The sequence below is a fragment of the Geobacter sp. genome, assembly GCF_027327745.1.
Classification (GTDB): domain Bacteria; phylum Desulfobacterota; class Desulfuromonadia; order Geobacterales; family Geobacteraceae; genus Geobacter.
The window spans coordinates 1-26,423 of record NZ_DAHVYG010000078.1; the positions used below are offsets into that span (position 1 = coordinate 1).

General features: G+C 65.9%; 25 protein-coding genes. 2 read left to right on the forward strand and 23 right to left on the reverse strand.

Annotated features, from left to right (window positions below; translation table 11 throughout):
* The 19 genes from M6689_RS14030 to M6689_RS14120 all read right to left on the reverse strand — a co-directional run.
* Positions 1-339: hypothetical protein (locus M6689_RS14030; protein WP_298272962.1), on the reverse strand; the 339-nt coding region annotated here is incomplete at its 3' end.
* Positions 317-793, reverse strand: coding sequence for a hypothetical protein (locus tag M6689_RS14035; RefSeq protein WP_298272964.1), 477 nt, complete (start codon positions 791-793; stop codon positions 317-319). The genes M6689_RS14035 and M6689_RS14030, both read right to left, overlap by 23 nt.
* A gap of 406 nt (positions 794-1,199) precedes the next feature.
* Complete coding sequence (locus tag M6689_RS14040) at positions 1,200-1,616, reverse strand: DUF3795 domain-containing protein (protein ID WP_298272967.1); 417 nt, start codon at positions 1,614-1,616, stop codon at positions 1,200-1,202.
* Between the two features lie 94 nt (positions 1,617-1,710).
* Positions 1,711-3,639, reverse strand: a complete 1,929-nt coding sequence (gene nuoG / locus M6689_RS14045) for an NADH-quinone oxidoreductase subunit NuoG (protein ID WP_298272968.1) — start codon at positions 3,637-3,639, stop codon at positions 1,711-1,713.
* A gap of 71 nt (positions 3,640-3,710) precedes the next feature.
* Positions 3,711-4,283, reverse strand: a complete 573-nt coding sequence (locus M6689_RS14050) for a zinc ribbon domain-containing protein (RefSeq protein WP_298272971.1) — start codon at positions 4,281-4,283, stop codon at positions 3,711-3,713.
* Positions 4,280-5,551, reverse strand: coding sequence for an NADH-quinone oxidoreductase subunit NuoF (nuoF, locus tag M6689_RS14055; protein ID WP_298272974.1), 1,272 nt, complete (start codon positions 5,549-5,551; stop codon positions 4,280-4,282). Before nuoF ends, M6689_RS14050 begins: the two co-directional genes overlap by 4 nt.
* 189 nt (positions 5,552-5,740) lie before the next feature.
* A complete protein-coding gene (locus M6689_RS14060) occupies positions 5,741-6,079 on the reverse strand; it encodes a DUF488 domain-containing protein (protein WP_298272976.1) in 339 nt (112 codons plus the stop codon).
* A gap of 61 nt (positions 6,080-6,140) precedes the next feature.
* A complete protein-coding gene (locus M6689_RS14065; protein WP_298272978.1) occupies positions 6,141-6,473 on the reverse strand; it encodes a c-type cytochrome in 333 nt (110 codons plus the stop codon).
* Entirely contained in the window at positions 6,470-6,991 is a 522-nt protein-coding gene (gene nuoE, locus M6689_RS14070; RefSeq protein WP_298272980.1) for an NADH-quinone oxidoreductase subunit NuoE, read from the reverse strand. Before nuoE ends, M6689_RS14065 begins: the two co-directional genes overlap by 4 nt.
* 5 nt (positions 6,992-6,996) lie before the next feature.
* Positions 6,997-9,375: an NADH-quinone oxidoreductase subunit B/C/D gene (locus M6689_RS14075; protein WP_298272983.1), complete on the reverse strand. Its 2,379-nt coding sequence runs from the start codon at positions 9,373-9,375 to the stop codon at positions 6,997-6,999.
* Positions 9,362-9,790: an NADH-quinone oxidoreductase subunit A gene (locus tag M6689_RS14080; RefSeq protein WP_298272986.1), complete on the reverse strand. Its 429-nt coding sequence runs from the start codon at positions 9,788-9,790 to the stop codon at positions 9,362-9,364. Before M6689_RS14080 ends, M6689_RS14075 begins: the two co-directional genes overlap by 14 nt.
* 198 nt (positions 9,791-9,988) lie before the next feature.
* Positions 9,989-10,114 (reverse strand): hypothetical protein, encoded by a 126-nt coding sequence (locus tag M6689_RS14085; protein WP_298272989.1) that lies wholly within the window; start codon positions 10,112-10,114, stop codon positions 9,989-9,991.
* A 22-nt stretch (positions 10,115-10,136) separates the two neighbouring features.
* Positions 10,137-10,325 carry a ferredoxin gene (locus M6689_RS14090; RefSeq protein WP_298272992.1) on the reverse strand — a complete coding sequence of 63 codons (189 nt, stop codon included), beginning with the start codon at positions 10,323-10,325 and terminating at the stop codon, positions 10,137-10,139.
* Positions 10,326-10,353: 28 nt separating this feature from the next.
* Positions 10,354-14,886, reverse strand: coding sequence for a glutamate synthase-related protein (locus tag M6689_RS14095; RefSeq protein WP_298272995.1), 4,533 nt, complete (start codon positions 14,884-14,886; stop codon positions 10,354-10,356).
* A gap of 55 nt (positions 14,887-14,941) precedes the next feature.
* Positions 14,942-15,259, reverse strand: a complete 318-nt coding sequence (locus tag M6689_RS14100; protein ID WP_298272998.1) for a type II toxin-antitoxin system RelE/ParE family toxin — start codon at positions 15,257-15,259, stop codon at positions 14,942-14,944.
* A complete protein-coding gene (locus M6689_RS14105) occupies positions 15,259-15,534 on the reverse strand; it encodes a type II toxin-antitoxin system Phd/YefM family antitoxin (protein WP_298273001.1) in 276 nt (91 codons plus the stop codon). The genes M6689_RS14100 and M6689_RS14105 overlap by 1 nt, the downstream gene beginning before the upstream one ends.
* Positions 15,535-15,652: 118 nt before the next feature.
* The gene (locus M6689_RS14110; RefSeq protein WP_298273004.1) at positions 15,653-17,260 is read right to left on the reverse strand and encodes a thiolase family protein; all 1,608 of its coding nucleotides are present in this window, start codon (positions 17,258-17,260) and stop codon (positions 15,653-15,655) included.
* Between the two features lie 118 nt (positions 17,261-17,378).
* On the reverse strand, positions 17,379-18,389 hold the full coding sequence (locus M6689_RS14115; protein ID WP_298273007.1) for a hypothetical protein: 1,011 nt from the start codon (positions 18,387-18,389) through the stop codon (positions 17,379-17,381).
* Positions 18,390-18,553: 164 nt separating this feature from the next.
* Entirely contained in the window at positions 18,554-19,792 is a 1,239-nt protein-coding gene (locus M6689_RS14120) for a multiheme c-type cytochrome (protein ID WP_298273010.1), read from the reverse strand.
* A 168-nt stretch (positions 19,793-19,960) separates the two neighbouring features.
* Here M6689_RS14120 and ccsA point away from each other — a divergent pair, with 168 nt between their 5' ends.
* Both ccsA and M6689_RS14130 read left to right on the forward strand, forming a co-directional pair.
* Positions 19,961-20,680 carry a cytochrome c biogenesis protein CcsA gene (gene ccsA / locus M6689_RS14125; protein ID WP_298273013.1) on the forward strand — a complete coding sequence of 240 codons (720 nt, stop codon included), beginning with the start codon at positions 19,961-19,963 and terminating at the stop codon, positions 20,678-20,680.
* A 25-nt stretch (positions 20,681-20,705) separates the two neighbouring features.
* A complete protein-coding gene (locus tag M6689_RS14130) occupies positions 20,706-21,401 on the forward strand; it encodes a Crp/Fnr family transcriptional regulator (RefSeq protein ID WP_298273016.1) in 696 nt (231 codons plus the stop codon).
* Positions 21,402-21,495: 94 nt separating this feature from the next.
* On the opposite strand, the gene M6689_RS14135 is transcribed toward M6689_RS14130, so the two are convergent.
* The 4 genes from M6689_RS14135 to M6689_RS14150 all read right to left on the reverse strand — a co-directional run bounded on the left by M6689_RS14135 (position 21,496) and on the right by M6689_RS14150 (position 26,237).
* Positions 21,496-22,509, reverse strand: coding sequence for a lysophospholipid acyltransferase family protein (locus tag M6689_RS14135; protein ID WP_298273020.1), 1,014 nt, complete (start codon positions 22,507-22,509; stop codon positions 21,496-21,498).
* Between the two features lie 125 nt (positions 22,510-22,634).
* Entirely contained in the window at positions 22,635-24,170 is a 1,536-nt protein-coding gene (locus tag M6689_RS14140; RefSeq protein ID WP_298273023.1) for a carotenoid oxygenase family protein, read from the reverse strand.
* A 46-nt stretch (positions 24,171-24,216) separates the two neighbouring features.
* Positions 24,217-24,825 (reverse strand): acyloxyacyl hydrolase, encoded by a 609-nt coding sequence (locus M6689_RS14145; protein ID WP_298273026.1) that lies wholly within the window; start codon positions 24,823-24,825, stop codon positions 24,217-24,219.
* Complete coding sequence (locus M6689_RS14150; protein WP_298273028.1) at positions 24,819-26,237, reverse strand: radical SAM protein; 1,419 nt, start codon at positions 26,235-26,237, stop codon at positions 24,819-24,821. Before M6689_RS14150 ends, M6689_RS14145 begins: the two co-directional genes overlap by 7 nt.
* Between the last annotated feature and the right edge of the window lie 186 nt (positions 26,238-26,423).

Here is a 26,423-nt window from a genome sequence, read left to right on the forward strand (position 1 = left end):
TGGTTTGGCAGGCTTGATCACTTCTGTCCCAGGGTTAAGGATGCCATATTCGATGCAGGTTTCCGGAGAATTTGGGTCTAAAAGCCCCCTTTTGTCAGGGCTTGCTATCTGTATCTCCCATCCGCCTCCGCCGGATGGGCCGTTTTTTGAAACACTAAGGTAACCAAAGGAATATGGTCTCTTTCGTATTTCCTTGTCTTGGGGATAGGAAAAACAGGGGTTGCCGTTGCGCATGGTGATGACTGCATCAGCATCCCGTATGCTGGACATAGCGTAACCTGTTACGGGTAGTAATATGAGAAAAAGACAGATCAGACTATTTTGGTAGAAGATTAACATTCTTTGGGCTCCTTATAAATTCCTTCAATGCGCGTTCCAGAAAGGGTTGCTCTGACAAATATTCCTTGTGGTTTAGATGCTTAGCAGCATAATAATGCGCAATAATATCTCCTTGTTGCTCCATGTTGAAATCTGGCAATGTCTTGCCGTTGTTCTCCGGAGAATCATATTTATAAGCACTGCCTCCGGCGTAGCCTCCGCTAATCGCCAATCCAAGCCCATGCCATTTAACCCAATATCCAAGTTGGTACTGCCACACATGGACCATTTCATGGATAAACCAAATCTTGTTGTTATAATCTTCGACTGAAAAATCATTCTTGTGCCGATTCTTGTTAAAATACATCTCTCCGTTTGGTGTCATTGCAGTGTCATCATTCTGAATGCCAAAGGGGAGGTACTCTTCTTTATGAACTTTGACCTTGGAGTAGTCGATAGAGTCCTTGAAAACCAACCGCGGCTTGCGCCCTTGACCCGCACCGGGGCGTTTCTCAGCCCCAGTCGGCGTCCAAGGGCCTGGTTATGTCCTCCGCAATGTGCCTATAAACGCCTGTAGCATCGTGCTCACCTCACACTTAAAGCACTCCCCTCTGTGCCAAGATCAGTGAGACACTTACCTCCCATTAAATTACTGTAGAGGGCGGGGGGGTAAGAAAGGATATGACCATCGGTAAAGTTAAGAGCATCCCGGTGATTGCAGGAGCCCGTAGGGCGACTGCAATCACCGGGATGGACCCCAAAGATTCGACCCTGCCAGAGCAGGGGGTGACAGTGACTCCGCTAAACCCGGAAGTGCCGGAAAAACCTGTGCGCAGGCGTTTCAAGCGAGACGGCTCTAGGGGCGTGTTGGCAGTTTTTTGTTATTTATTGGCTTTATCTCTATCAAAATGAACCCGATCCAAGTTCTGCCGCTTACAGAAGAATGCTTTATGTAACGCATCCATTTCTTTAGGTGTGCAGAAACGAACGGCATGAGAGCGTAGTTTTTCAGATTTTTCAAAAACCGCGTGTAGCAGTTCGCATGGATACACTTGGCACAAACCGCAGTTCTTAATCCCTTTCCCACAAGCACATGCACGGACTTCCGAATAAGCACAATTGTTTTCCGGTTTACACCCATAACAGGCCATGTCTTGAGGTGGAAACGCTGGATCACGTAAGCCAAGACGAACCCACAATTCTTTTACTTCCTCCAATTCCTTGACATCTCCGTTTTGAGAAGCAAGGTACCTAGGACAAAGAGAACAATTATCACCGCAAACGCCAATAATATTCATTCATTGATCCTCTTGCCAACTCATTATTCACCGGTTCACGCGCGTACGCGCGTGAACCGGTGATCTACCCAAATGGAACATTTATCGTTCCCCATCATCCCAGCAGCCTCACTCCTCCCCCTTCGGGGTCAAGGTCCCGCAATTGCTCCCATCGCCCCTCGAACAACTCCTCCACCCGCTCCCCCCCGAACCGCTCCACCAACTCGGCCACAACCCGCCACGCCGGCCGAAGATCCCCCCCCGGAGGAACGCTGCGGTGGACCCGCGGCGGATGGAACGGCGCCGACTTGTCGGGCGAGGCGTGGTAGCGGGCCGGCAGTCCCCGGATCGGGAGGCCCGGAGCCATGACCTTGCGGAAACGCTGGGCGCGCCCTTCAAAGCTGACGTAGGTGCCGTCCGCCTCCACCCAGGCAGCGGTGGGGAGGACAACCTGGGCCCGCCGGACCGTCTCCGTCGGGAGCCAGTCGAGGGCGACGACAAAGGGAACCCGTGCGAGGAGTTCTTCCGGGATGTCGGCCTCCACGGCGAGGATCCCTTTCACTTTCCCGGAGGCCGCGGCCTCGGCAAGGGTAACCGCTCCGTGCTCCCTCGCCAGGAGCCCCGCCCCGAAGGCGTTGGGACCTGGAAGGAGGGGCGCGATTTTGGCCTCGGCCCGGGCAAGCAACGCGATGGCGGCGGGGGTGCTGTTCCTGGTCCCGCAAATGACGACGGCCCGCTCGAAGATCGCCAGCGGCACTTCTTCAATGATGTTGAGCTCGATGGCTTCGACGGAGACGGCCCGGGCCTGCTCCAGCGGCGCGTGTTTCCCCACCAGGAAGACCGGCGCGCCGCTTCGCCAGGCCTGCCGGACCGCCAGAAGCATCATCGGCCCCTCGTCCCGGAGGTCCGCTTCGAGAATGACGACACAGTCGGCCTTTCGCACATCCGCCATGGAGGCGGCGCGGCCTTCAGCCAGGAGGGAGACGGCGGCGGCGACCCGCTCCCCCTCCTCCCTGTCGGCGAAGTAGCAGAGATAGCCCGCCCCGAGGAGTTCCGCCAGCCGCGCCAGAAGGATGTTCCCCTCCAGCGGGAGGCGCGGCGAACCGACCACCGCCAGGCTCCCGGGTCCGTACACCTCTTCCAGTTCGGTGATCCGCAGCATGAGGGCGTCGAGGGCCTCGTCCCACGAAGCTTCCTTTCCGTCAACCAGCGGCATGCGGGGGCGCGCCGGGTCGTTCACCGCCGCATTGGAGAACCTACCCCGGTCGCAGATGAACGGGCCGTTCACGGCGGGGTTTTCCCGGGCGATGGTCTTCAGGAGTTCCCGGTAGCGAGCCGCCGGCACCGTGTTGCAGCCGAGGGAACAGTGGGGGCAGACCGAGGGGGCCATCTCGTAGTCCCAGTAGCGGGCCCGGAAGCGGGCGGTCTTGTCGGTGAAGACGCCGGTGGGGCAGATGTCGACCAGGTTCCCCGAGAAGGGGGATTCCAGCTTTCCCTCCTGGAAGCGGCCGTAGTAGACCCGCCGGGCGCTCCCCATGACGCCGAAGTCGCTCCCGCCGGCAAAATCCTGGTAGAAGCGAACGCAGCGGTAGCACTGGATGCAGCGGTTCATCTCGTGCTCGATGTAGGGACCCAGGTCCTGGTTTTCGTGGGTCCGCTTTTTCCCCTCGTAGCGCCGGATGCCGTGGCCGCCGGCCACCGTGTAGTCCTGCAGGAGGCACTCCCCCCCCTCGTCGCAGACCGGGCAGTCGTGGGGGTGGTTGGTCATGAGCCACTCGATGACGAGGCTTCGCATCTTCAGCGCCTCGGGATCGGTGGTGGAGACCACCATCCCGTCCTGGGCCGGGAGCATGCACGACATCTGGATCCCCTTCACCGGGCCGTCCACCATCTTCACGGCGCAGAGCCGGCACGCCCCCACGCTCCCCAGGGCCGGGTGATAGCAGAAGTGGGGGATCCAGATCCCGACGGACTTGGCCGCCTCCAGGACGCTGGTGCCGGCGGGGACTTCAACCGGTATGTGGTCGATGATCAGTTTGGGCATAGAACCTATTTGTGCCGCCTACGTGTAATAACTCCCCCTCCTTCGAGGGGAGGGGGCTGGGGGGAGGGAGCTTACAGGATAATCACCCTGGGCTGCTCCTCCTTGTCGTACTGGAGCGCCATGACGAGGCTTCCCCAGCCGAGGGTCAGGATGATGCCGACGCCGAGGAGCACCGCCCCGGCGGCGATGAAGATGCTGCCGATCAGCACCGCCAGGAGCCAGTTGACGAAATCGGCCTGGATCGCCTGGAAACTCCAGCGGAAGGCTTCCATGAACTTCATCTTCCGGTCGATTACTGCATACACCCCGGGGGCGACCACCACCGAGAGAACAAACCCCGCCACCTGGCCCAGGAACGGCACGTGGAACAGGACGAACTGGGCGACGACCACCAGGAGGAGATAGACGAAGAGGTCGCCGAAGCAGTCCCAGGCGTCGAAGATATCTCCTACCCGGGCCTTGCCGCCCCGGGCCACCTTCAGGACCGCCCGGGTGTAGCCGGCGATGAAACCGGCGTTGGCGATCGGAATCCACGCCACGAGGATGAAGACCAGCGACAGGACGAGGAGACTGCCGAAGTTCTCCTTCCAGAGGGTCGTGGCCCGGTTGACGAGCCCGCCGAAATCATCGTCTCCAGCCCTCATTTCCTTCCCCCGAACGGGCAACGCCCCAAGCTGATATGCTCCCGGATCTCGTCCTCGAAGAGCCTGAGCAACCCCTCCACCGGACCCATGGCGCCGGGGGCCAGGGGGCAGAAGGCGTAACTCAGGTACTGCACGTGCTCCCGGAGGACGCCTATGTGCTCCTCCCGCCCCGCTCCCGCCTCGATCCGGGCGAGGATGTCCTGCACGAAGGGGAGCCCCTCCCGGCAGGGGGTGCACCAGCCGCACGACTCCCGGGCGTAGAAGGCGATCAGGTTCAAGGTCGCCGCCACCATGCAGGTGCCCTGGTCGAATACGATGATGCCGCCGGTGCCGAGCCGCGACCCCGCCCTGGCCACGGTGTCGAAATCCATCGGGACGTGCCAGTGCTCTTTCGTGAAGAAGGGGGTCGACGCCCCGCCGGGGATGCACGACTTGAACTCCCGGCCCGGGAGCATCCCGCCGCAGGGGCCGTCGATGATCTCGCCGAGGGTCATCCCCAGCGGCAACTCGAAGCAGGCGGTATGCCGCACATGGCCGCTCACGCAGAAGAGCTTGGTGCCGGCTGCCTCTGGGATCCGTGCCAGCCCTTTGAACCAGGCGGCGCCGTTGGCCACGATGGACGGGATGTTGGCCAGGGTCTCGACGTTGTTCACCACCGTGGGGCGTCCCCAGAGCCCCTTCACCGCCGGGAACGGGGGCTTCGAGCGCGGGTTGGCCCGCCGCCCCTCCAGGGCGTTCATCAGCGCCGTCTCCTCGCCGCAGATGTAACGCCCTGCCGACTGGTGGACGTCGATCTCCAGGGAGAAGCCGCTTCCGAGGATGTTCTCGCCGAGTAGCCCCGCAGCTTTCGCCTCGGCGATGGCCCGGCGGCAGTTCTCCGCCCCCTCCTCGTACCCCCGCCGGATGAAGATGAAGGCGTGGGCCACGCCGATGGCGTAGGCGGCCAGGGTTATTCCCTCCACCAGCGAGTAAGGGTTCGCCTCCAGGAGCACCCGGTCCTTGTAGGTCCCCGGCTCCATCTCGTCGCAGTTGCAGATGAGATAGCGGGGGCCGGGGATGTCCCGTGGGACGAAGGACCACTTCTTCCCCGTGGGGAAGCCGGCGCCGCCGCGCCCCCGAAGGCCCGAGTCGATCACCACCTGCTGGACCTCCGCAGGGGACATGCCGGAGAGCGTCTTTTCCAGGGCCGCGAAGCCCCCTTCCGCCCGGTACTCGGCGAAGGTCACGCAGCGGCCGGGGCGATTATGTCGGAAGAGGAGCTGTTCCATTAAAGACATTCTTTCTGGATCACCGTGCACGTGTGCAGCGAATGCCCGGGAGATCCTTTACCATAACCCCACCCAGCCTCCCCTTAGCTTAAGGGGAGGAGTCAATCGTGGTTATCACCCCCTCTTAAGCTAAGAGGGGGCCGGGGGGAGTTATGGGAGTAAACGTCGCATTTACTGTCGGGCTGCCCCCTACCCGAGCATTTCCTTCAAAACCACCGCGTTGTTATGCTCCCCGTCCCTGGCGGCGAAGAGAAGCGTCACCGCTCCCTTCCCCGCCAGCGCCCGCAAATGATCCAGGAGCTCTCCCTTCGCCTCCAGCTCCCGCCGGTAGCGCTCCCGGAACTCCTCCCACCTTTCCGGGTCGTGACCGAACCACTTCCGCAGCTCGTCGCTCGGGGCGATCTCCTTCAGCCACTCGTCGATCCGCGCCTCGTCCCTGGCGATCCCCCGGGGCCAGAGGCGGTCCACGAGGATCCGTGTCCCGTCCTCCGGCGCCGGCGGATCGTAGATCCGCTTGATCCTGACCATGCCACCCCCCGCCCGCGGCAGGAAGAACGGCGGCCGTCGCCGGCCGCCCCATTCCGCGCCGCTACTTGAAGCTCTTCAGGACGTACTCCGCGATCGCCCTCGCCTCCTTGTCGCTTACGTCCTTCTTCTCGAACTTGGTCATCCCCGGGCCGGGGTTGCGCATCTTGGCGACGATATCCTTCCAGGTCCTGACGCCGTTGGCCGCCAGGGTCGATCTCTTCAGGGTCTTGGCCGGGTTGACGATGTTGCCGCCGTCGGGGTGACAGACGGCGCAATGCTCCTTGAATTCCCTGGCGCCGTCGATCTTCATTCCCTTCCTGGTGTCGGCGAGGCCGGCCGTGGCGAACGCCGCCGTGGCCAGCAGGGCGATGGAGACGATAACTCCCTTGTTCATGCTTTCTCCTCCTTTCGTAGTGCACCGGGGCCTCCCGGTACCGTTGCCGCGGTTCCCCGCGCCTCATTCAGGACCTCCTCCGCCCGCTCCGGCGACACCCGGCCGTGGAGGGTGTCGCCGATCATCAGGGTCGGCGCCTCGCCGCAGTTGCCGAGGCAGCAGCAAGGAAGGAGCGTGAAGGCGCCGTCCGCCGTGGTTCCCCCCGGCTCGATGCCGAGCCGCGCCGCCAGGTGCGCCATGAGGCTCTCCCCCCCCACGGCCCAGCAGGAGATGGAGTCGCAGACGTGGATGACGTGCCTTCCCACGGGTCGGCGGTAGATCATCTCGTAGAACGTGGCCAGCTCCTCCACCTGCAGCGGCGTCAGCCCCAGGAGCTCCGCCGCCTCGGCCACCGCCTCGTCGGCGAGCCAGCCGTAGTGGCGCTGCAGCTCCTTCATCACATCCACCGCCGCCTCGCGGCTGGTGACGGCGCGGGCAATGCGGGTGCGAAGTTCTTCTTTGAGAGCGTCGGGAATCATCCGCGTCACCGGTCCAGATCCGCCAGCACGAAGTCGATCGACCCGATGATGGCGAGAAAATCTGCCACGAGCCACCCCCGGCATATGAGGGGGAGGGCCTGGATGTGGGGAAAGCTGGGGGTCTTGATCCGGACCCGGTACGGGACGTTGAGGCCGTCGCTTACCACGAAGTAGCCGTTCTCCCCCTTGGGGGCCTCGATGGCGCTGTAGTTCTCCCCCTTGGGGGGTGCCATGCCGCGGGTCGAGTTTATGAAGTGGTGGATGAGGGACTCGATGTCGTTCAGCGTATCCCGCTTCTGGGGGAGGACGTAGCGGTAGTCGTCGGTAATCCAGCGCCCTTCGGGCATCCCTTCCAGGCACTGCCGGACGATGCGCAGCGACTGCTTCATCTCCTCGATCCGGACCAGGTAGCGGGCGTAGCAGTCCCCCCCCTCAGCCAGGGCGATGTCGAAGTCGAAGCGGTCGTAGCCGGCGTAGGGGATCTTCTTACGCAGATCCCAGGCAAAACCGCAGGCCCGCAGGTTCGGGCCGCTTATCCCCCACTCGATCGCCTCATCGAGGGAGATGGTCCCCACCCCCTTGAGGCGCGCCTTGAAAATCGGGTTGTCGTTCAGGAGATCCTCGTACTCCTTGAGGCGCGGGGGGAACCACTGGAGGAAGTCCCGCACCGGCCCCTCCCACCCGAAGGGCAAGTCCTCGGCCACGCCGCCGATCCGGAACCAGGAGGGGTGCATCCGGCCGCCGGTGACCATCTCGACGATGTCGAAGATCTTCTCCCGGTCGGTGAAGGTGTAGAAGACCGGGGTCATGGCCCCCACGTCGGCGGCGAAGGTCCCGAGCCAGACGAGATGGCTGGCGATCCGGAAGAGCTCCGCCAGCATGACCCGGATGACGACGGCCCGGTCCGGGACCGTGATGCCGCAGAGCCGCTCCACGGAGTTGACGTAGGCCAGGTTGTTCTGGACCCCGGCGAGATAATCGATCCGGTCGGTGTAGGGGATGAACTGGTTCCAGTGCTGGCGCTCGCCGATCTTCTCGGCCCCCCGGTGGTGGTAGCCGATGTCGGTGTCCATGTCGACGATCTCCTCGCCGTCGAGCTTGAGGACGAAGCGGATGATCCCGTGGGTCCCGGGGTGCTGGGGGCCCAGGTTCAGGATGAGGGTCTCCTCGTCGATGCGGTCGAAGAAGTCGCTGGCCGGCAGGGCCTGGTGGCGCCGGGCGTCGTCGGTGGTGTAGGGAGGCATCTCCGTGGCCCGGAAGGGGTGCTCCTTCCGCAGGGGGTGCCCCTCCCAGTCGGGGGGCATGAGGATGCGGCGCAGGCGCGGGTGGCCTTCGAAGCGGATGCCGTACATGTCGAAGGCCTCCCGCTCGTACCAGTCGGCGGCGGGGAAGACGGTGGTCGCGGTGGGGAGTTCCGGCGCCTCCCCCGCAAGCTCGGTCTTGATCCGGAGGTGGCCGGGGAGGTCGAAGTTCAGGAGGTGGTAGTTGACGGTGAAGTCCCGGAACCGCTCCCGCTCCCGGCGGCACGACTCGTCCACGCACGCCACGTCCTCCAGGCGCCGGAAGGGGGCGGAGGTGCGCGTTTTGAGGTGGCGCAGCACGTCGGGAACCAGCTCCGGCGGGCAACGGTAGGTGAGCATGTCGGTGGCGGCGGGGTCCACCGTGACGCGCTGGCCGAAGAGCGCCTCCAGCTCGCCGGCAAGGCCGAAGTCGGGGTAGTCGTGCTTCGGGGCGGGGGGGCGCCACATCTCGTCGGAGCGGGGCATCCGGAACGCGGGGTGCCGGACTGACGTTCCCCGGATGGCGGCCCCTTCCATCCCCGGCCCCCGGGTGTCGCGGGATTTCGTCACCCCGTCCACGAGCACCGGCCGGGTGGTCCCCTCGGTCCCGCCGGCCAGGTGGAGGACCTTCCGGGCGGGGCGCTCCTCCCGCTTGATCTTCTCCTGCAGGAGCAAGAGCCCCTGGAGGAACGCCTCGGGGCGCGGCGGGCAGCCGGGGACGTGGACATCCACCGGGATGATCTGATTCACCCCCTGGACCACGCTGTAGACGTCGTACATGCCGCCGGAGTTGGCGCAGCTCCCCATGGAGATGACCCATTTGGGCTCCGCCATCTGCTCGTAGAGGCGCAGGATGGAGGGGGCCATCTTCTTGAAGACGGTGCCGGCGATCACCATCAGGTCCGCCTCCCGCGGGGTGCCGCGGAGCACCTCGGCCCCGAAGCGGGAGATGTCGTAGCGGGAGGTGAAGGAGGTCATCATCTCCACGAAACAGCAGGAGAGCCCGAAGAACATCGGCCAGAGGGAGTTGGCCCGCCCCCAGTTGATGAGGTCGTCCAGGCGGGCCAGGACGATGTTGTTCTGCGGGATTTCACTCTCTGCCACGGACCCTCCGTTCCCGTGAAGGACCCCAGTCGAGGCCCCCCTTCATCCAGAGCCAGGCCAGGCCGAGAAGGAGAATCACGATGAAGAAGGTGATATGGATGAGCCCCCCGAGCCCCAGTTCCCGCCAGGCCGTGGCCCAGGCGAAGATGAAGACCGCCTCAACGTCGAAGACGATGAAGAAGATGGCGATGAGGTAGAAGGGGACCGGGTAGGCGAGACGGGCGCTGCCGGTGGGGATGGCCCCCGATTCGTAGGGGAGTTCCTTGTTGCGGCTGGTGCTCTTGGCGCCGAGCCACCAGGCGGCCAGGAGGAGGAGGGCGATCAGGAGGGTGGCCGCCACGGCATAGAGCGCCAGAGGGAGAAACTCGGGCGGCAAGGTCGGAAAGAGGGAATGGGTGGCGGCGGCAGGCTGCATTCTACTCTCCGGCGGTAGAGTGACATGCCAAGGCTCACACTCTAGCGCAATGAATACGCAAGTCAACGGTTTTGACGGCGGCATCCCCCCGCCGTTACTGTTTTTTCAGGAACTCCAGCACCTGGGCCGGATGGGCCTCGGCCTTCGCCACCCGGGGCTACGCGACATCAAGATATTCTACTGCATTTCCGGCGGATGTCACCCGCCCGGATCTCCCAGCTCGACCCGGTCCACGTCCCCCCGGGCGAGGACGGTTCGGCTGGACCAGTCGAAGAGCTGGAAATGAATGGAAAAGCCCCGGCAGTTCAGTATCAGGATGATCATTGTTCTTCCCGTGTAATGGCGATTACCCCCAGTGGATGCAGTTGACCGGGCAGGCGTCGATCGCCTCCTGGATCTTCTCCTCGGGGGCTCCCGCCGGGTCATACGCCTCGGCGCGATTGTCGTCGTCGAAGCGAAACACCTCGGGGACCGACTCCACGCAGAGACCGCAGCTGATGCAGACATCCTTGTCGACGTACACGTTACGGGCCATGGTTCATTCCTCCTTTCGCTGGTTAACTTCACTCCGTATTGACCGGGGCCACCGCCCCCTTCTCCGGCACGATCTTCACGAAGCCGCTCCGGGCGGCGGCGATGATCCCCTCCACGGCGTCGGCTTCCTCCTCCTGGTGGGAGTGGAGCAGTTCCCGGTGGTACTTCAGGAGCAGCTCCTCGATGGCCGCCACATCCTCCTCCCCGATGTCGCGGATCTCCACCCCCGCTCCCCCGGCCAGGCGGCGGCGCAGGGCATCGCGGTCAAGCCCCATGGCGGCGTCCAGGTGACAGTAAACCACCCCGCCGGTCATGCCGGAGCAGATCCAGGGGCCAGGGTCCCCCAGGACCACCACGCGCCCGGCGGTCATGTACTCGAAGGCGAACCCTTTCAGGTTGGCCCGGGAGGCGAGGTCCCCCCGGGAGTCGTCCAGGGGCTCCCTTATCCGGGAGCCGAAGACCACCTCGGCCCCGGAGAGGCGGATGCAGGCCCGGCTGTCGGCATCCCCCTGGACGAGGAACGTCCCCCCCTGGGCGCCGTAGGCGAGCCCCTTGCCGACGGTCCCCCCCACCCGGCGTCCCTCCCGGTTCTCCCCCTTGAGGATGACGATCCTGCCGCCGCTGGCGCTCTTGCCGACCCCGTCCTGGGCACCCCCCTCCACCCGGATGTTGATCCGGTCGATGGAGAAGGCGGCCAGGCCGTTGCCGGGGATGGAGTCGCGCCGGAACTGCAGGAGCGCCCGCTGTTCGGGGCGGAAGCGCCCCCCGGCCACCCCGCGGACGAAGGCGCCGGCGAGATGGGTGCCGATGGCCCGGTCGGAGCTGGTGGCGCTGTCGTCGTCGTAGCGGACCCGCTCCTCCCCCTTGGCGAAGGCGTCGGTCACGAGTCCCGAGACGAGGGAGGTGAGGTAGTTGAGGGGCTTGCGGATGATCCGCACCTCGGCCTCGAAGGGGGAGGCCTCCGCGCTCCGGGCCGGCCGGAGGAGCTCCGTGAGATCCAGGCGGTCGAGCCCCCGGGCCTGGACCAGGAGGTCGCTTCGCCCCACCAGGTCCTGGGTCCTTCGCGCGCCGAGCTTGGCGGTGAGGATCCGGATCTCCCGGCTCATCCCCCGGAAGAAGGTGCTCATGTAGATGACCCCGTTCTCCAGCACCCGCGGAACGAACCGCTTGAGCCCCCGCCCTTCGGCCTCCTCCACGGTCTCGATCTGGGTGGCGATCCCCACGTGGCAGGTCCCGAGGTGGCACCCCCGGCAGGCGGTGCAGCCGATCACCACCATCGCCATGGTGCCGAAGCCGACCCGGTTCGCCCCGAGAAGCATCAGCTTCACCACGTCGCGCCCCGTGCGGGCGCCGCCGTCGGCCCAGATCTCCACCCGCTGCCGCATCCCGGCCGCCACCAGCGCCTTGTGGGCCTCGCTCACCCCGATCTCCGCCGGGAGCCCCACGAACTTGATGGCGTGCTTGCGGGCCGCGCCGGTGCCGCCGTCGTAGCCGCTGATGGTGATGATGTCGGCCCCCGCCTTGGCCACTCCCAGGGCAATGGTGCCGATCCCCGCCACCGCCGGCACCTTCACCGAGATCCGGGCCTGGGGGTTGGCAGTGCGCAGTTCCTCCACGATCTGGGCCAGGTCCTCGATGGAGTAGATGTCGTGGTTGTTGGAGGGAGAGATGAGGGAAACGCCGGGGGTGGCGTGGCGCGCCGCGGCGATCTTGGCCGTCACCTTGAAGCCGGGGAGGTGCCCCCCCTCCCCCGGCTTCGCCCCCTGCCCCACCTTGATCTCCAGAAAATCCGCGGAGTTCAGAAACGCCATGTTCACCCCGAAGCGCCCCGAGGCGATCTGCTGTCCCCGGTTCTTCCGGTAGCGCCCCAGCATGTCGGCGATCTCACCCCCCTCGCCGTTCATGCAGACGATGTTGAGCCTTTTGGCTGCCTCGGCGTAGATCCGAAACGGCGTCTCCCCCTGGGAGCCGAAGCTCATGGCCGAGATGAGGATCGGGAGGTTGTGCTCCCCGACGCTTGTGTCCACCTCGTCCGGATCCACGGTCAGCTCCGGGGTGTAGCGCAGATCCAGCAGGTGCCGGATGGCGAGTGGATTCTCCGCCTCGTACTGCTGGATGAGGCGGGAGAGGTCGGCGTAGCTCTCCTCCATCTTGGCCACGGCCCCCACCAGCTTCCAGATCTTCGGGTAGAGGCGAAACTGCACCGGCACCGGCTGCTTCTCGCGGCTTCTGGCCACGGCGGTGCGGGAGCGGTTTTCGGCCTCCAGCCGCTCCAGGGTGAGCCCCCCCTGCCCCGAGCCGCAGAAGCCGGGGGTCTCGAAGAACTCCGCCAGGTGCCGGCAGAGGCCGATTGCCGCGAAGTACTTGCCGTAGCCGCCGATCTCGTGGGTCCCCATGGTGGAGATGACCTTCTCCAGCCCCTTGGCGAGGACCGACAGCAGATTCCGCATCCCTGCCCCGTCGCCGGCCCCTTCCCACATGAGGTAGGGGCAGAGGGCGTCGGCCCCCATGCCGAGGGCGAAGATGAGATCGTGGAGGCTGCGGAGCCCCCCGGAGCGGAGCACAAGCGACGTGTGCCGCCGCAGGCTCTCCCCCGAGGCGTCGGTCACCTCCTTGAGCCCCTTGTGGAGGACCGCCGTCACCAGGAACGGGTCGATGAAGCTCTTCCCCGGCGCGAAGCAGTCGCTGTCGTCCAGCAGGAGCACCGCCGCCCCCCGCCTCACCGCTTCGGTTGCCTCGCAGGTAAGGCGCACCAGGGCGTCGCCCAGGCTCTCCTCCCTCTTCATGGAGCAGGAGATCGCCCGGCAGCGCCCCCGGCCATCGCCGAAGGCACCCACGAGCCCCTCCAGGGTGGCGGTGCCGAACTCCCGGGCCACGGCGGCGTCGGCGGGGTCGGCTCCGGTGCGGCGGCCGCCGGTCAGGAGCGGCACCTCCAGGGCCACCCCCGGCCGGGCCGCCCCCCGGAGCTGCGGCCGGGGTCCCAGGTAGACGCGGGTGGAGAAGTGCTCCGCCTCCCGCTCCCGGTCGATGGCCGGGTTGGTCACCACCGCCACCTGCTCCTTGAAGTAGTCGGAGAGGTTCTGGCGCTGGCTGGAGAGGGCGGCCAGGGGACCGTCGTACCCGAGCGACGCGATGGGGTCCGAGCCGCTTCTCGCCATCTCCCGGAGGATGTTCAGGTCGCTGGACTTCCAGGCGAAGGCGGACATGAGGTTGTCCTGGTGGAGCCTGGCGCTGCGGCCGAAGCGGGCCGCCAGCATCGGGATGCCGTCCCGCAGCGCCGAAGCCGCCAGCACTCCCTTTTCCTGGGCAGGGAGGTTCGTCCGCCGCCGGAAACTCTGCCAGACCTCGCGCCGAAGCGCCGGATGGTCGATGAGCTCCACCCCGCGCCCCGCCGCGATCCGCACCCCCACCTTCTCGCCGGGGGCCAGGGGCTTCGGGTCGGCGAGGATCTCCTCGTGGGGGACCACTCCCAGCTCCGAGGAGGCGAAGATCTCCTTGGCGGTCTCACCCACCCAGAGGGGGCGAAGTCCCATGGCGTCGACGCTGAAGACGCAGAGCTCCCGGTGGCGGGCGATGATCGCCGCCGGCCCCTGGGCGCTCGCCTTCAGGAAGCGGCGAAACCAGGTGTACATAGACCGAAGCTCCGGCCCCATCCCGTCCATGGCGCTGAAGACGGGGGGGAATACCACCTCCATCGCCTCGAAGAGGGTGAGGCCGTAGCGGAACATGAGCCCCTCCAGGGTCCGGTTCAGGTCCTGGGAGTCGCTTCCGTCGGCGAAGAGGGGAATCCCCATCATCCGCGCCTCCTCCCGGAGCCGGGCGATGGTGTTGATCTCGCCGTTGTGCCCCAGGAGCGAGAACGGCTGGGCCCGGAGCACCGTGGGGAGGGTGTTGGTGGAGTAGCGGCTGTGGCCGATGGTGACCGCGGAGAGGAAGTCGCGGCGCCTCAGCTCCGGGTAGTAGCGGGGGAGGAGCTCCGGGGCGCCGTGGACCTTCCAGGCCGTGACATCCGCCGAGAGCGACGCCACGTGGACCGGAAAATCCCGCTCGATGGCCGTCTGGAGCTCGAAGAGAAGGGGGGGCGCCGCCACCTTCCCCGGACAGAGGAGCGCCACCTGCCAGAAGAGGGGCTCCCCCTCCCGGGCGCGGCTGGAGAGGACCTCGCTCCGGACGATGCCGGGGCGCTCCACGAGAAGCTGCACCCCCGCCGCGGCGAAGCGGTCCAGGATCTTCTCCTGCAGCTGCGGGTCGGCCGCGGTGGCCTCCTTGGGCAAAAGGAGATGCCCCACCGCGAAGCCGGGCGCTTCGGCCAGGTTCGGCTCATGGCCGGCGCCGGCCAGCACCTCCCGCCAGATCATCCGGGGGATGTCGGTCAGCACCCCGCAACCGTCCCCCTCGCCGTTGATCTCCCCGGCCCGGTGCCCCATCTTCACCAGCGCCTCGATGGTCCGCTGGACGTTGCCGTGGGTGGGGCGCGCCTCCTTGTTGAGGTAGCAGATGATGGCGCAGGCGTCCCGCTCGGGGGGGACGAGGCCGGAGGGGTCGATGGGTTTATGATGCATAGGGTGTCTCCATCTCAGCAAATAGGGCGGAATGGGGCGGAATGGTGAACACTTTTCAGAGATTGTGCAGCACGGCGGCCGGTTTTTCTGCCGGATCCTCGGGAATCTGCGCTCCGTGCCACACGGCCACAATCCATACGATGTCGTCCTTTTCCCGGTAGAAAAATCGATAGGGCGTGACAATCACTTCGCGGTAACGGCTATCCGGAAACTCCGGGAGTATCCGTCCGGACCCCGGATAATCGCGAAGCCGCACGAGCACTTTTCCGGCTTTCTGTCGAAAAGAAACCGCCGCAGACGGCTTGTCGCGGCGGATATAGGCAAGTGCCCGCAGAAACTGATCCCGTGCCGAAGGGGTAAAAACGATCTTCATCAATGTTCCGCCAGCATTGCATCAGCCTCGGCCAGCACTGTCTCCAGATCGAAGCCGGCGCCGGCCTCGATCTCCTTTTCCCCACGGGCGAGGAGTTTCAGGATCTCCAGCTCATGCTGCGTCTGTTCGTACTCTTTCATGCTGACCATCACGGCTGTTGCCCGCCCACGTTGCGTTATGAACAGGGGATCGCGCGAGGAAGCCATGCGTTTGATGACACCGCTGGCGTCCTGGCGGAGATCCGAAATAGGGATGATTTTAGGCGCTTTTGTCATTGGTTGTACCTCCTGTGGTACTTCCAAGAGTATCACTTGATTAATGGGAGCGCAACGCCGATTCTGTGGCGACTCGCTGTTTCCCCGTCGACTGTCTTTCGTCAAGCAGTTTCATCCCTCACCGCCCCGTCAGCTTCTTCCACCCGCTCCCCGCCAGGTCCACGAGGCCGTCGATGGTGCGCCGGTAGAACTTCTTCACCGGCATCCGGTTGAGAAGGATCTCCCCATTGCTCCGTTCCAGCCTGATCCGGTCGCCGGGGACGAGGGTGACGACGCTGTCGTAGTTCTCGCCGGCGATGCCGAAGAGAAAGCGATAGTTCCTGCCGTTGGCCGCGCGGCAGGAGACGATGACGATGATCCCCTCGGGATCGCCGGTCTTGAAGTGGAAGCGGGTGGTGGCGGTGACGAAGGTCCCCTCGGTGGCGCCGGTCTCGGCCAGAAGCGTCTCCACGGTGACATCCTTGGGCTTGAGCCGCCCCAGGGACGGGAGGCCCCACGGCTTGTACGGCTCGTGGGGACGGCGCCCGTAGTGGTCGCTCCGCTCCAGGAGGATGACTATGTTGTTGTTGATGGGGCCGCCGATGGAGTGGGAGAGGCCAGCCAGGAAGCGCCCCTCGACGATCATTTTGTGGTTCTCCACCACCTGGATCATGCCGGTGGCCCCCAGAGGGTGGCCGCGCCCCTTGAGGCCGCCGGTGAGGTTTGTGGGGAAGAGGCCGTTTTCGCCGGTGATCTCGTCGTCCAAGAGGGCGTCGAGAACCCGCCCCCGGGGGACGAAGCCGAGATCCGCCATGTTGATGGGGCCGAAGCCGTTGAAGGGGTCGTGCATGTTGACGTGGATCTTCCCGGCAAAGCTCCGGATCTCCCTGATGCCGGCCATGCCGTAGGCCTCGGCGGCCGCCGCCACGGTGGCGGGGAAGGAGTGGAAGTAGTTGCGGTCGGCAATGGTGGGGATGTCGGTGGCGCTCCCGAGGCCGGAGACCAGCACCTCCTGGGGGTCGGCGGTGAGGATCACGGCGGCGACGCCGTCGGACATGGGGCAGAAGTCGTGGTAGCGAAGCGGCCACCAGTAGCGGTAGTTCTTGCCGGAGACGATCTGGTGGTAGTACTCCTCCAGGGGGATCTCCATATTCAGGTGGGCGGCGGGATTTCGCGCGGCGTAGCGGTGGGCCCGCTGGGTGAGGAGCGCCGAAAAGGCGGTCCACTCGTCGATGGAGAGACCGTGGCGCTCCATGAGCGCCCTGGCCACCAGCGCCCCGCAGGCGGGCATGGTGAGGCCGAACTCCGCCTCGTCCCGGTCGATGACCCCGGCGACGATGCGGGTCGCCTCGGCGGTTGCGGCGTCGCTCATCTTCTGGATCCCGATGGCGAGCACATGGTCGCAGCGGCCGGAGGCGATCTGGAGATAGGCGTTTTCGAAGGCCGAGGCGCCCGAGGAGGAGGCGGTGTCGATGAGGACCGACTTGGCGCCGGAGACCCCCACGACCCCGGCGATCTTGGCGGCGGTGTTGTCGACGCCGGAAAAGGCGACGGGGCTCTGGGAGCCGACCACCACCGCCTCGATGTCCCGGGGCTTCACCGGCGAGCCGTCGAAGACCTCCTTCGCCCTTTCCGCCAGATCGAGGAAGGAGAGCTTTTCCCGGTGCCGGCCGTCGTAGCGCCCCACCGGCGCCATGTACGATGCGGCCACGTAGACCTTCCTCGGCGTGAATTCGCGGTTTCTCATGATTCCTCCCCGGATGGTTATGTCATAACAATTTTATATGATGGACGCCACCCCACAAGGGCCCAAAAAAGCCCGCGCCGGTCGGGGCGCGGGCGGACGGTGCCTGCAAGGGCCGGTGCTACTTGACCGGCGTCGCGTCGAGGGGGAGCTCCTTGATCGGCTCCGGGGCGACCACGGTCGCCGGCACCGGTTGGGGGCTCGCGGGGGGGGCGGCCTGGGGTGCCGGGGCGGGAGCGGAGGCCGGCGCCGGCTGCGGCACGGGCTGCACGGCAGGCTGGGGCTGGGGCTCCGGGCCGGGCTGGGAAGTGGCCCCCTTCTCTTCGCCAAAGAGCTTCACCGGCGGCTTGAGGAGCCCCACCATGTCGTCGAAGAGGCGGTAGTAGGGGGCCGTCGCCTTCCGGTCGCGGAAGAGGAGGTCCTTTTCCCTCTTGCCGAGGTAGCGGCTGATGCCGGGGATCGTCTTGAACTTCACCTCCACCTTGTCGTCCATATTGGCGGCGGCCTGGTCGAAGTCGGGATACTGGAGCTCCGCGAGAATCGGGGTGGTGGGGCTGCCGATCCGGAAGTTGGGGTATTCCCAGAGGGTGGTGCCGCTGGCGTCCAGGATCTGGGCGGTCATGATCAGGTCGTTGTACTCGGCGTCCAGGTACTTGAGGAGGTTGTTGGAGAAGATCCGGTCCTGCTTGGTGAGGCCGCTCACCACCACGAGGAGGACGGCATCGACGTCGTTCTGGCTGACCAGGGTCCTGATCTCCTCCGGCTTGTAGAACTGCTTGTTGTAGGCTACGCCACCGTCGTCGCGCCGCTCGTCGCGCAACAGCAGCGTCTTGAAAAGATCGTCGGGGGAGAGGGTGTCGATGAAGCGGACCGAGAAGTAGGCCCCCGAATCCTTCAGCATCGCCACCAGGGCTTTCTCGTTCTTCCGGTTGTACTCCTTGACGAGGGCGACGAGGGCATCCTTCTCCGGGTGGCGGATGTCGGAGCCGGCGTCGACGAAGATGGGGGCGACCCCGAGGACCTTCACCTTCTGCTCGTAGGTGTCGCGCGGGACGTTGAAGGGGTTGTGGGCACAGCCGAAGGCCACCAGGGCCAGGGCCGCCAGGGCGATCCATTGGACAAACCGTTTCATCGCTTCCTCCTGAATCAGGTTCTTCCTGCCGACGCTTCTTATAGCAGAAGCGCTCCCGGTTCGCCACCCCTTTCACGGCCACCGCACCGGCCGCCCCCCGTCCCCGCACCGCAAAAAAAGGCGGGGCTTTCGCCCCGCCTCGGGTGGACCGCCATGGTCCCGCGTCAGTGCTTCGCTTCCCTGCGCAGCCGCTCCGCGTCCTCCTTGATCCGGGCGGCGGCCTCCTTCACCTTGGCCCAGCCGTACCAGTGCATGTAGTCCGGGTTGGCGTGGAAGGCCCCCTGGAACGCCCGCTGCCGGTATTCGAGGAAGATCAGGTAGAGCTCCTGCTCGGCGGCGGTCTTCGCCTCGTAGAACTGGAGGAGGTCCGGGGCGTACTTCCAGCCGGCCGGCTTCTTGATGATGCCGTCGTCGTAGAGGGCCTTCACGGTCCGGATGGAGTCGGCGAAGATCTTGTCCACCTCGCGGATGACCTCATCGCCCGCCTTCAGGTTCGCCTCGGCGTAGCTCTTCGAGTGGCACTTGGAGCAGGCGTCGATCATCTTCTTCCGGTCCTTCTCAAAGTCCTCCTTGGTGAGACGCGCCACCTTGGCCGCCTTCACCGCCTCGAACCGCTCGGTCGGCTGTCCCTTGTCGTCCAGCACCCCGATGGCCTGGAGGATGGTCACCCGGTTGTTCCACCACTCCTTGTCGTCCTCGGGAACGCGCAGCGCCAGGAACCCCCAGGCGGTTTCCACGTTGTGGCCGCCGTCGGGCATGTGGCAGGTCTGACAGGTGGGGGCGCGGCCGGTGGTCGGCTCGATCTCCCAGATGGTACCGTGCTTGGAGGTCTGCCACATCTCCCACTGCGGATGGTCGAATCCCATGTGACAGGTGCGGCAGGCCCGCGGGTCCCGCGCCTCCTTCACCGAGAAGCTGTGGCGGGTATGGCAGGAATCGCAGGCGCCGGTGCCGTAACGGGTGAGATCACTCGTCGGCTTCTCGCCGATCTTGTGGCAGGCGGAGCACCCCTTCAGGTCGCCGCCGCCGACGGCCGAGGGCTGGTGGGTGATCATCGGCATCGCCTTCATGGCGGTCCAGGCCAAGGCGTGCTTCCCGGCGCGGTACTCCTTCACCCGCTTCTCGTGGCATTTGGCGCAGGTTTCGGGGGTGGGGAGCTTCACCTTGGCCACGTCATCGGCCGACTGGTGGTCGCTGCCGTGGCAGCCGGAGCAGTCCATGACCCTGGCCATCTTGCCGGAGAGAAACTGCTTAACGATCCCCGGCGTTACCTTCTCGTGACAGCCGATGCACTTCGACTTCTGGGCCGCCTCCGCCGGGGCCGCGCGCAGTCCCGGGGACACCGCGAGCCCGAAGGCCGCCACGGCGGTGATGAGGCCGAACCGTACGATGCGTCCTTTCATCTTTCTCCTCCTTAGTTTGAGTTGCGAAACAGATGGCGGTATTCTATGGATGGATTTTAACAGGGGATTGACCCAGGTCAAAAAACCGCTTTTCAACCGTTTTTTCTGTCCGCCGGGACGCGCTCCACGGCTTCCTTTCTCCGGGCGAATATGCTATAGCCCATAGCCATGAAATGGCTCCTCGTCGTCTCAGCGATCTTCTACCTCTTCGGCTCCTTCCGGCGCCCCCTCTTCGGCGCGGGGCTGGCGGCGGGGGTCGCCTACCTGGCACTGCGGGGGATCGCCCTGGGGCGCCTGCCGCTTGTGGGCCCCCACGACACCCTCGCCTTCTTCTCCGTCGCCCTCGGGCTGATGGCGCTGCCGTTTCTCTTTGCCCCGGCGCTCCGCGACGCGACGTTCTTCCGGTGGGGGGCGGGGTGCACGGCGGCCCTCTTCGGCCTCCTGGCGCTCCCCTTCCCCTCCTTCGCCATGCCGCTGCCGCCGGTACTCCGGACCCTCTGGTTCGAGCTCCACGTGGCGCTTGCCTTCTTCGCCTACGCCCTCTTCGCCATCGGGGCGCTCCTGGGGGGGATGTTCCTTGCCGGCGGCGGGCGGCGGATCCTCGATCTCCAGTACCGGGCAGCGCTGGTGGGATACACCTTCTTCTCCGCCTCCATGGTCTCGGGGGGGATCTGGGGGTACTACGCCTGGGGGACCTACTGGCTCTGGACCCCGAAGGAGCTCTGGACCTCCATCCTCTGGCTCTTCTACAGCTTCTGGCTCCACCTGCGGTTCAGGGGAGCGGGGGGGGAGAAGGCCCTGGCCTGGGCCGGCATCGCCGGTTTCGCCGTGGCGCTCTTCACCTACCTGGGGGTGAGCATCCTGATGAAGAGCTCCCACAGCTTCTGATCCGATCACGCAAGAAAGGGACGTCATGGAAAACAGGGATATCCTCAGGAAATCGCTCCTCTTCTCCGGCCTCGACGACGAGAACCTGGAGGAGGTGACCACCATAGCCACCCGGCGCAGCTTCGCCAGGGGGGAGACCCTCTTCACGGAAGGGGAGCCGGCCACCGGCTTCTACCTCCTGGCCGCCGGGTCGCTGAAGCTCTGCAAGGTCTCCCCCGACGGCAAGGAGAAGGTGCTCCACTTCGTCCACCCCGGCGAGACCTTCGCCGAGGCGGCCTTCTTCGGCGACGGGAAATACCCGGCCGAGGCCCGGGCGCTGGAGAAGGGAGAGGCGATCTTCTTCCCCCGGGAGGCGTTCATGGGGCTCCTGGAGCGCAACCCCCGCTTCTCCCTCAACCTCATCGTCTCGCTGTCGCTGCTGCTGCGCCGCTTCGCCCGCCAGATCGAGGAGCTCTCCTTTGCCGAGGTGCCGGCCCGGCTCGCCGCCTACCTGGTGGAGCTGGCGGAGCGCAAGTCGACCTCGTTCCAGGGGAAGACCTACCTGGATCTGGACATGAAGAAGGGGGAGCTGGCGTCGCGCCTCGGGACGGTGAGCGAGACCCTGTCGCGGTCGCTGCGCAAGCTGAAGGAGGAGGGGCTCATCGAGGTGGAGGGGAGCCGGGTGGTGATCCACGACATGGGGCGCCTGACGGCGCTGGCGGGGAAGCGGAGCGCGGGGTAGCGGCCGCTTCGCCCGGGGTGTTGGTAAAAGAAAGAGGGCTGCCCGGTGGAACCGGCAGCCCTCTTTTTCATTATCCACGGAGATGATCGTGACGTCAGGTCCGCTTCCAGCGCCGGTAGACCCAGAGCCATTCGTCGGGATGGCGGGCGATGTGCCCCTCAATGGCGCGGTTCAGGCGCCGGGTGTCGTCCAGGGGGTCACCGGAGGGGGCACGTTCCATCTCCGGGTAGATGGTGACCACGTGCCGCCCCTTCTCCCGGTGGATGAAGATCGGCAGGAGCGGGGCGCCGGTGCGGGCGGCCACCGCCGCCGGCATGGTGGTGGTCCAGGCGCCGCGGCCGAAGAAGTCGACCACCGCCCCCTCGTTCGCCTGCACCGCCTGGTCGATGAGGATGCCGACGATCCCCTGCTTCCGGAGCCGGAAGAAGATGCTGCGGGCCGCCCCCTCGGCATAGATGACGCGGTTGCCGAAGCCGTGGCGGAGGCGGTCCAGAAGGCCGTTGAACCGGGGAAACTTCTGGCGGCGGGCGACCACCGCCACGTCGGCGATGCGGGCGCCGAAGGTGAGGGCCATGAGCTCCCAGTTGCCGCAGTGGCCGGTGATGAAGAGGATCCCCTTCCCCTTCTTCCGGGCCCGTTCGTAGTGCTCCATTCCCCGGAACTCCACCCGCTCCATGAGGCCGGCGCCGCAGCCGTAGTAGAGCTTCAGCACCTCCACCACCGTCCGGCCGAAGTTGGCGAAGGTCCGCCGCGCGATCGTTTCAGGGCCACCGCAGGCGGGATCCCACTCGGGGAGGGTCGCCAGGTACGGGAGCGACTCCCGGATGTTGCCGACGGCGGTCCGACGCACCCGGGGAAGGAGGCGGAAGGCGAGGGAGCCGGCCATCCCCCCGAGTCCGACGGCGATACGGCGGGGAATGAGGACAATGGGGAGCGAAACCGCCACGAAGAGGAGGAGCCCCAGGTACCACTTTGCCTGGCGGACGGGGGCGCGAAGCGCCTCCCGGGCCGAAACTCCCTCCACTGCCGCCGGCCCTCTGCCGACTGCAGTTACGGCCGACGCTCCTTCGTCGGCGCAGTTCATCTTGTTGCACAGTTCCGATTGCATGTGATCATATCCTTCAGGCGCCCGGCGGGCGAATGGTCATTCAATAGCACAATCTTTGCAATCATTGAACCCAAAAACGGCTAACGGCTGAAGTTACGGGGGGATGGGTTCGTTTTCGGCAGCTGTCAGCCGGCGGCGGGATGCCACCACCCGTGGTAACTGAAGGGGACGTGGTGGGTGAGGCGGGCGAGGGCGAGGGGGCCGGCGGCGACCCGGCCGGCATCGAGGATGGCGAGGGCGCTGGTGCGGGAGCGGCTGTCGTAGATCTCGACCAGGAGCCACCCCTCGTCGAGGTTGCCGCCGGGACGCGGAACGAAGACCGGCTCGGTGCAGTAGATGCCGCGGCCGAAGGAGTACTCCACGAGGTCGCCGGTCAGAAAGTCGACACGCACCACCAGGGACCAGAAGAACTCGCCGGGGAGGCACTTCAGGGCGTAGCCGAAGCGGTGGCGCCGGCAGCGGAGCCGCTCGTCGATCCGGGGCCACTCGCAGCTCCCCCGGTTCAGGCTCTCCCGCCGGACCGCGGGGCGGACGGGGTCGATCCGGTAGCGCATGATCTCGCCGGGGAATGCATAGTGCCCCCGGCGCCCCTCCATGACGGCGGAGATGACCGGGTCGTCCCCCACGAAGTGGTCGGGGTTGCGGTAGCCGATGAAGTCGGCGACGGTCTCCCCCCCCTCCTCGTAGGCATTGAAGGAGTGCCACATGTAGCACGCCTCGGTCTCCACGAAGCGGGGCTCCCCCGTCCCCTCCCGCTCGACGATCATCAGGAGGTTGCCGTGCTCCGGCCGCCAGCGAAGCGAGGCGAAGAGACTCCGGAAGCCGAAGAGAAACCCCCAGAAGTCGATCTCCACCGGCTGGAGGAGAACGACGAGGTAGCGGCCGGAGACGATCCAGTCGTGCATGTAGACGTAGCGGGGGAGAGGAAAGGCCAGGTGCCGCTTGAGGCCGCCGTCCGCCCTGAAGGTGGTGAGGTGGAGCCGGGGCCGCGGGCCGTACTTCACCCCGAAGTGGAGCCACTCCCCGGTGTGGGGGTCGAGCTTCGGGTGGGCGGAGTAGACGGCGGTTCCGGGGGGAAGCCCCAGGTTGGAGGGGCCGATGGTGGCAAGGCTCTCCGGGTCGAGCTCGAAGGGGATGGTCCCCTCGTCGAAGGCGTAGAGCCGGCCGCGCCAGAGGTAGACCGTGATCCCCGCCTGGGAGGGGATGGAGTCGGCCTGCCAGAAGTTGACCCAGAACCCTCCCGGCTTCTGGGTGCTCCAGGTGGGGTAGAGGAAGCGCCCCGCCCGCTCCTCGGCGACGAACTTCGCCGTCCGGACGAAGCGGTTGCGGTAGCGGACCCCGCCGTCATGGAACGTGAACGCCTGCACCATCCCATCGCCGTCCAGAAGGGTCCGCTTGCGCATCCCGCCCCGGTCGAAGAGGGCCGGGCCGTTGCGCCAGAGGGTCCCCCGCAGCCCCGGCGGGAGCGGACCCTCGATCCGGGTCTCGTAGTCGTGCTCCTCCCGAAGCGACGTGGCAAGCCCGAGCCAGGGGCGCTCCCGGTCGCCGAAGTCGGGAAAGACATCCTTCGGCAGGGGGAGGTTCCCCGCACAGCCGGGAAGGGTGGCCGATAGGCCCGCCATCCCGGCGAGTCTGAGGAAATCGCGGCGGTCCATGGTCATGGCAGGATCAAGTATACCAGACGTGGAGGCCGCGTCAGGAATCGGATCAGCGGTAGAGCGACACCCCGAAGAGGATCTTGCTGGAGTTGAGGGGCTCGTTGGGGTCGGCAGTGCCGGCGTTGGAGACGTGGTGGTAGCGGTACTCGGCGCCGAGGGCCGTATCCTTGCGCACGAACCACTGGAGCCCCACACCCCCCTGATAGGAGAAGTTGAGGCGGGTCCCCTGGGTGGCGAGCCCCAGGTCGTTGTAAAGGACCCCGCCGCCGGCGAAGAGATAGGGGGCAAACTCCTTCAGGCTCGTGAACTTCCAGCTCCCGAGGAGATACCCGCCGGTCATGGTCCGCACCCGGGGGTCCACGGTGAGGTGAAGGGGGAGCTCCACGAAGAGTTCGTGCCGCCCCCGGTACCATCCCTCCCCGTGCTCGTCCGAGAGGAAATGGCCGTAGCGGAGGATGGCATCCACGGTCTGCACCTGGGTCCGGGTGGCGCCGAAGCCGCGGTGGGTGATGCCGTAGCCGCCGAGGAAGGCGAACTCGCCGGGGGAGCTCCGAACGACGGCGCTGTCGGCGGCGCCGGCGCCGTCCGCACCGAGAAACAGCGCGAAAACCAGGAGCAGTCCCGCCACCCGCGCCATCTCCCTTACTCCCGTCACCATTTCTGCCTCGTCGCGAAGCGGAGGATCTCCGGCAGGTGGCGCAGGAACCGAAGGATACTCTCCGGGGACTTCCAGAGCATCTGCGCATACCCCCAGTGGATGCGGCTGCGCCGGTAGAAGCGGCGGATGAACTCATCGTAGAGCCCCTCCAGCTCCTCCCGCGTCATCCCCCGCGGCACGAAGACGAAATTCATGCAGTTCATGAGGGGCCAGCTCTCGTCGAACTCCCCCTGCTCCCGAATGTCCCGGTAGACCGGCGCCCCGGGGAAGGGGGTGAACTTGGTGACGTTGATCTCGTCGAGCGGCAGCCGCAGGGCGTAGTCGATGGTGCGGCGGATCGACGCTGCGCTCTCGCCGGGAAGCCCGATCATGAAGAGCCCCTTCACCCGCATCCCGGCCCGGCGGACCTGGGCCAGCTTCTCCTGCACCTCGTCGAGGCCGTAGTACTTGCGGTGCCTTCTGATCACCTCGGGATCGCCCGACTCGATGCCGAAGTTCACCTGCCAGCAGCCGGAGCGCTTCAGAAGCCGCAGCAGCTCCCCGTCCACATGCTCCAGCCGGGCGATGCAGTTGTACCCCACCGGGAGCCGTTCGCGCTCCTTCAGCTCGCAGAAGCGGGCCACCCGGCTCCGGTCGGTGGTGAAGAGGTCGTCGTAGAAGAAGGCGTGGCGGATGCCGAAGTCGCGGTGGAGCATCTTCAGGTGCTCGACGATGTACTCGGGGGAATTGAACCGGAACCCCCGGGAGAAGACCGAGCGGTCGCAGTAAGAGCACTGGTAGGGGCACCCCCGGCTGGAGATGATGCTCGTGTTGGGCGCCTTGGGGTAGCTGAAGAGGGGGAGGGTGTAGCGCCGGGGAAAGTCCGGGAGGCGGCGGTAGGCGGGGAAGGGGAGGGAGTCCAGATCGGGGATCAGCTCCCGGGGGGCCGAGAGGGTGCCGACGCCATCCTGCCGGTGGCCGACCCCGGGAATGGCCGCCACGTCGCGGAAGCCGGCGGCGGCCAGCTCGTACATGGTCTTCTCCCCCTCGCCGATGACGAGGTAGTCGATGGCCGGAAAGCGCTCCAGGAGCGACACCCCCACCGAGCAGGCGTGGGCGCCGCCGAAGACCACCGGCAGGTCGGGAAGCCGCTCCTTCAGGGCCTCCGCCAGGGCGTACCCTTCGAGAAACGACGAGGTGGTGCAGGAGAAGGCCACCACGTCGGGGCGCCGCCGGACGATCTCCGCCACCAGCGCCTCGCCCCGGAGCGCCGTGCCGTAGCAGTCGACGATCTCCGTCTCCACACCGCGGGCCTCCAGGTACGCGGCGATGGACATGATCCCCAGGGGGGGCATCAGGTTGAAAAGGGAGGTGATGTCGGTTCCCTCCCCCATCCAGTTGCTGCCGTGGGGGTGGACGAAGAGGATCTTCACGGGGACCTCGCCGGCGTGGTAAGATTCAGTAATTGCGGGCAAATCGGGAGTTCAGGATAGAGAGCGCGGCACTCCCTGTCAAATGAATTTGTTTTGGGTTGCCCGGCAATCTCCTTTTCCGCTATAGTCCTTGCTGGCGCCCCCACGGCGCCATTTTTCCTGAAAAACTTGTCCGTAAATCACGGG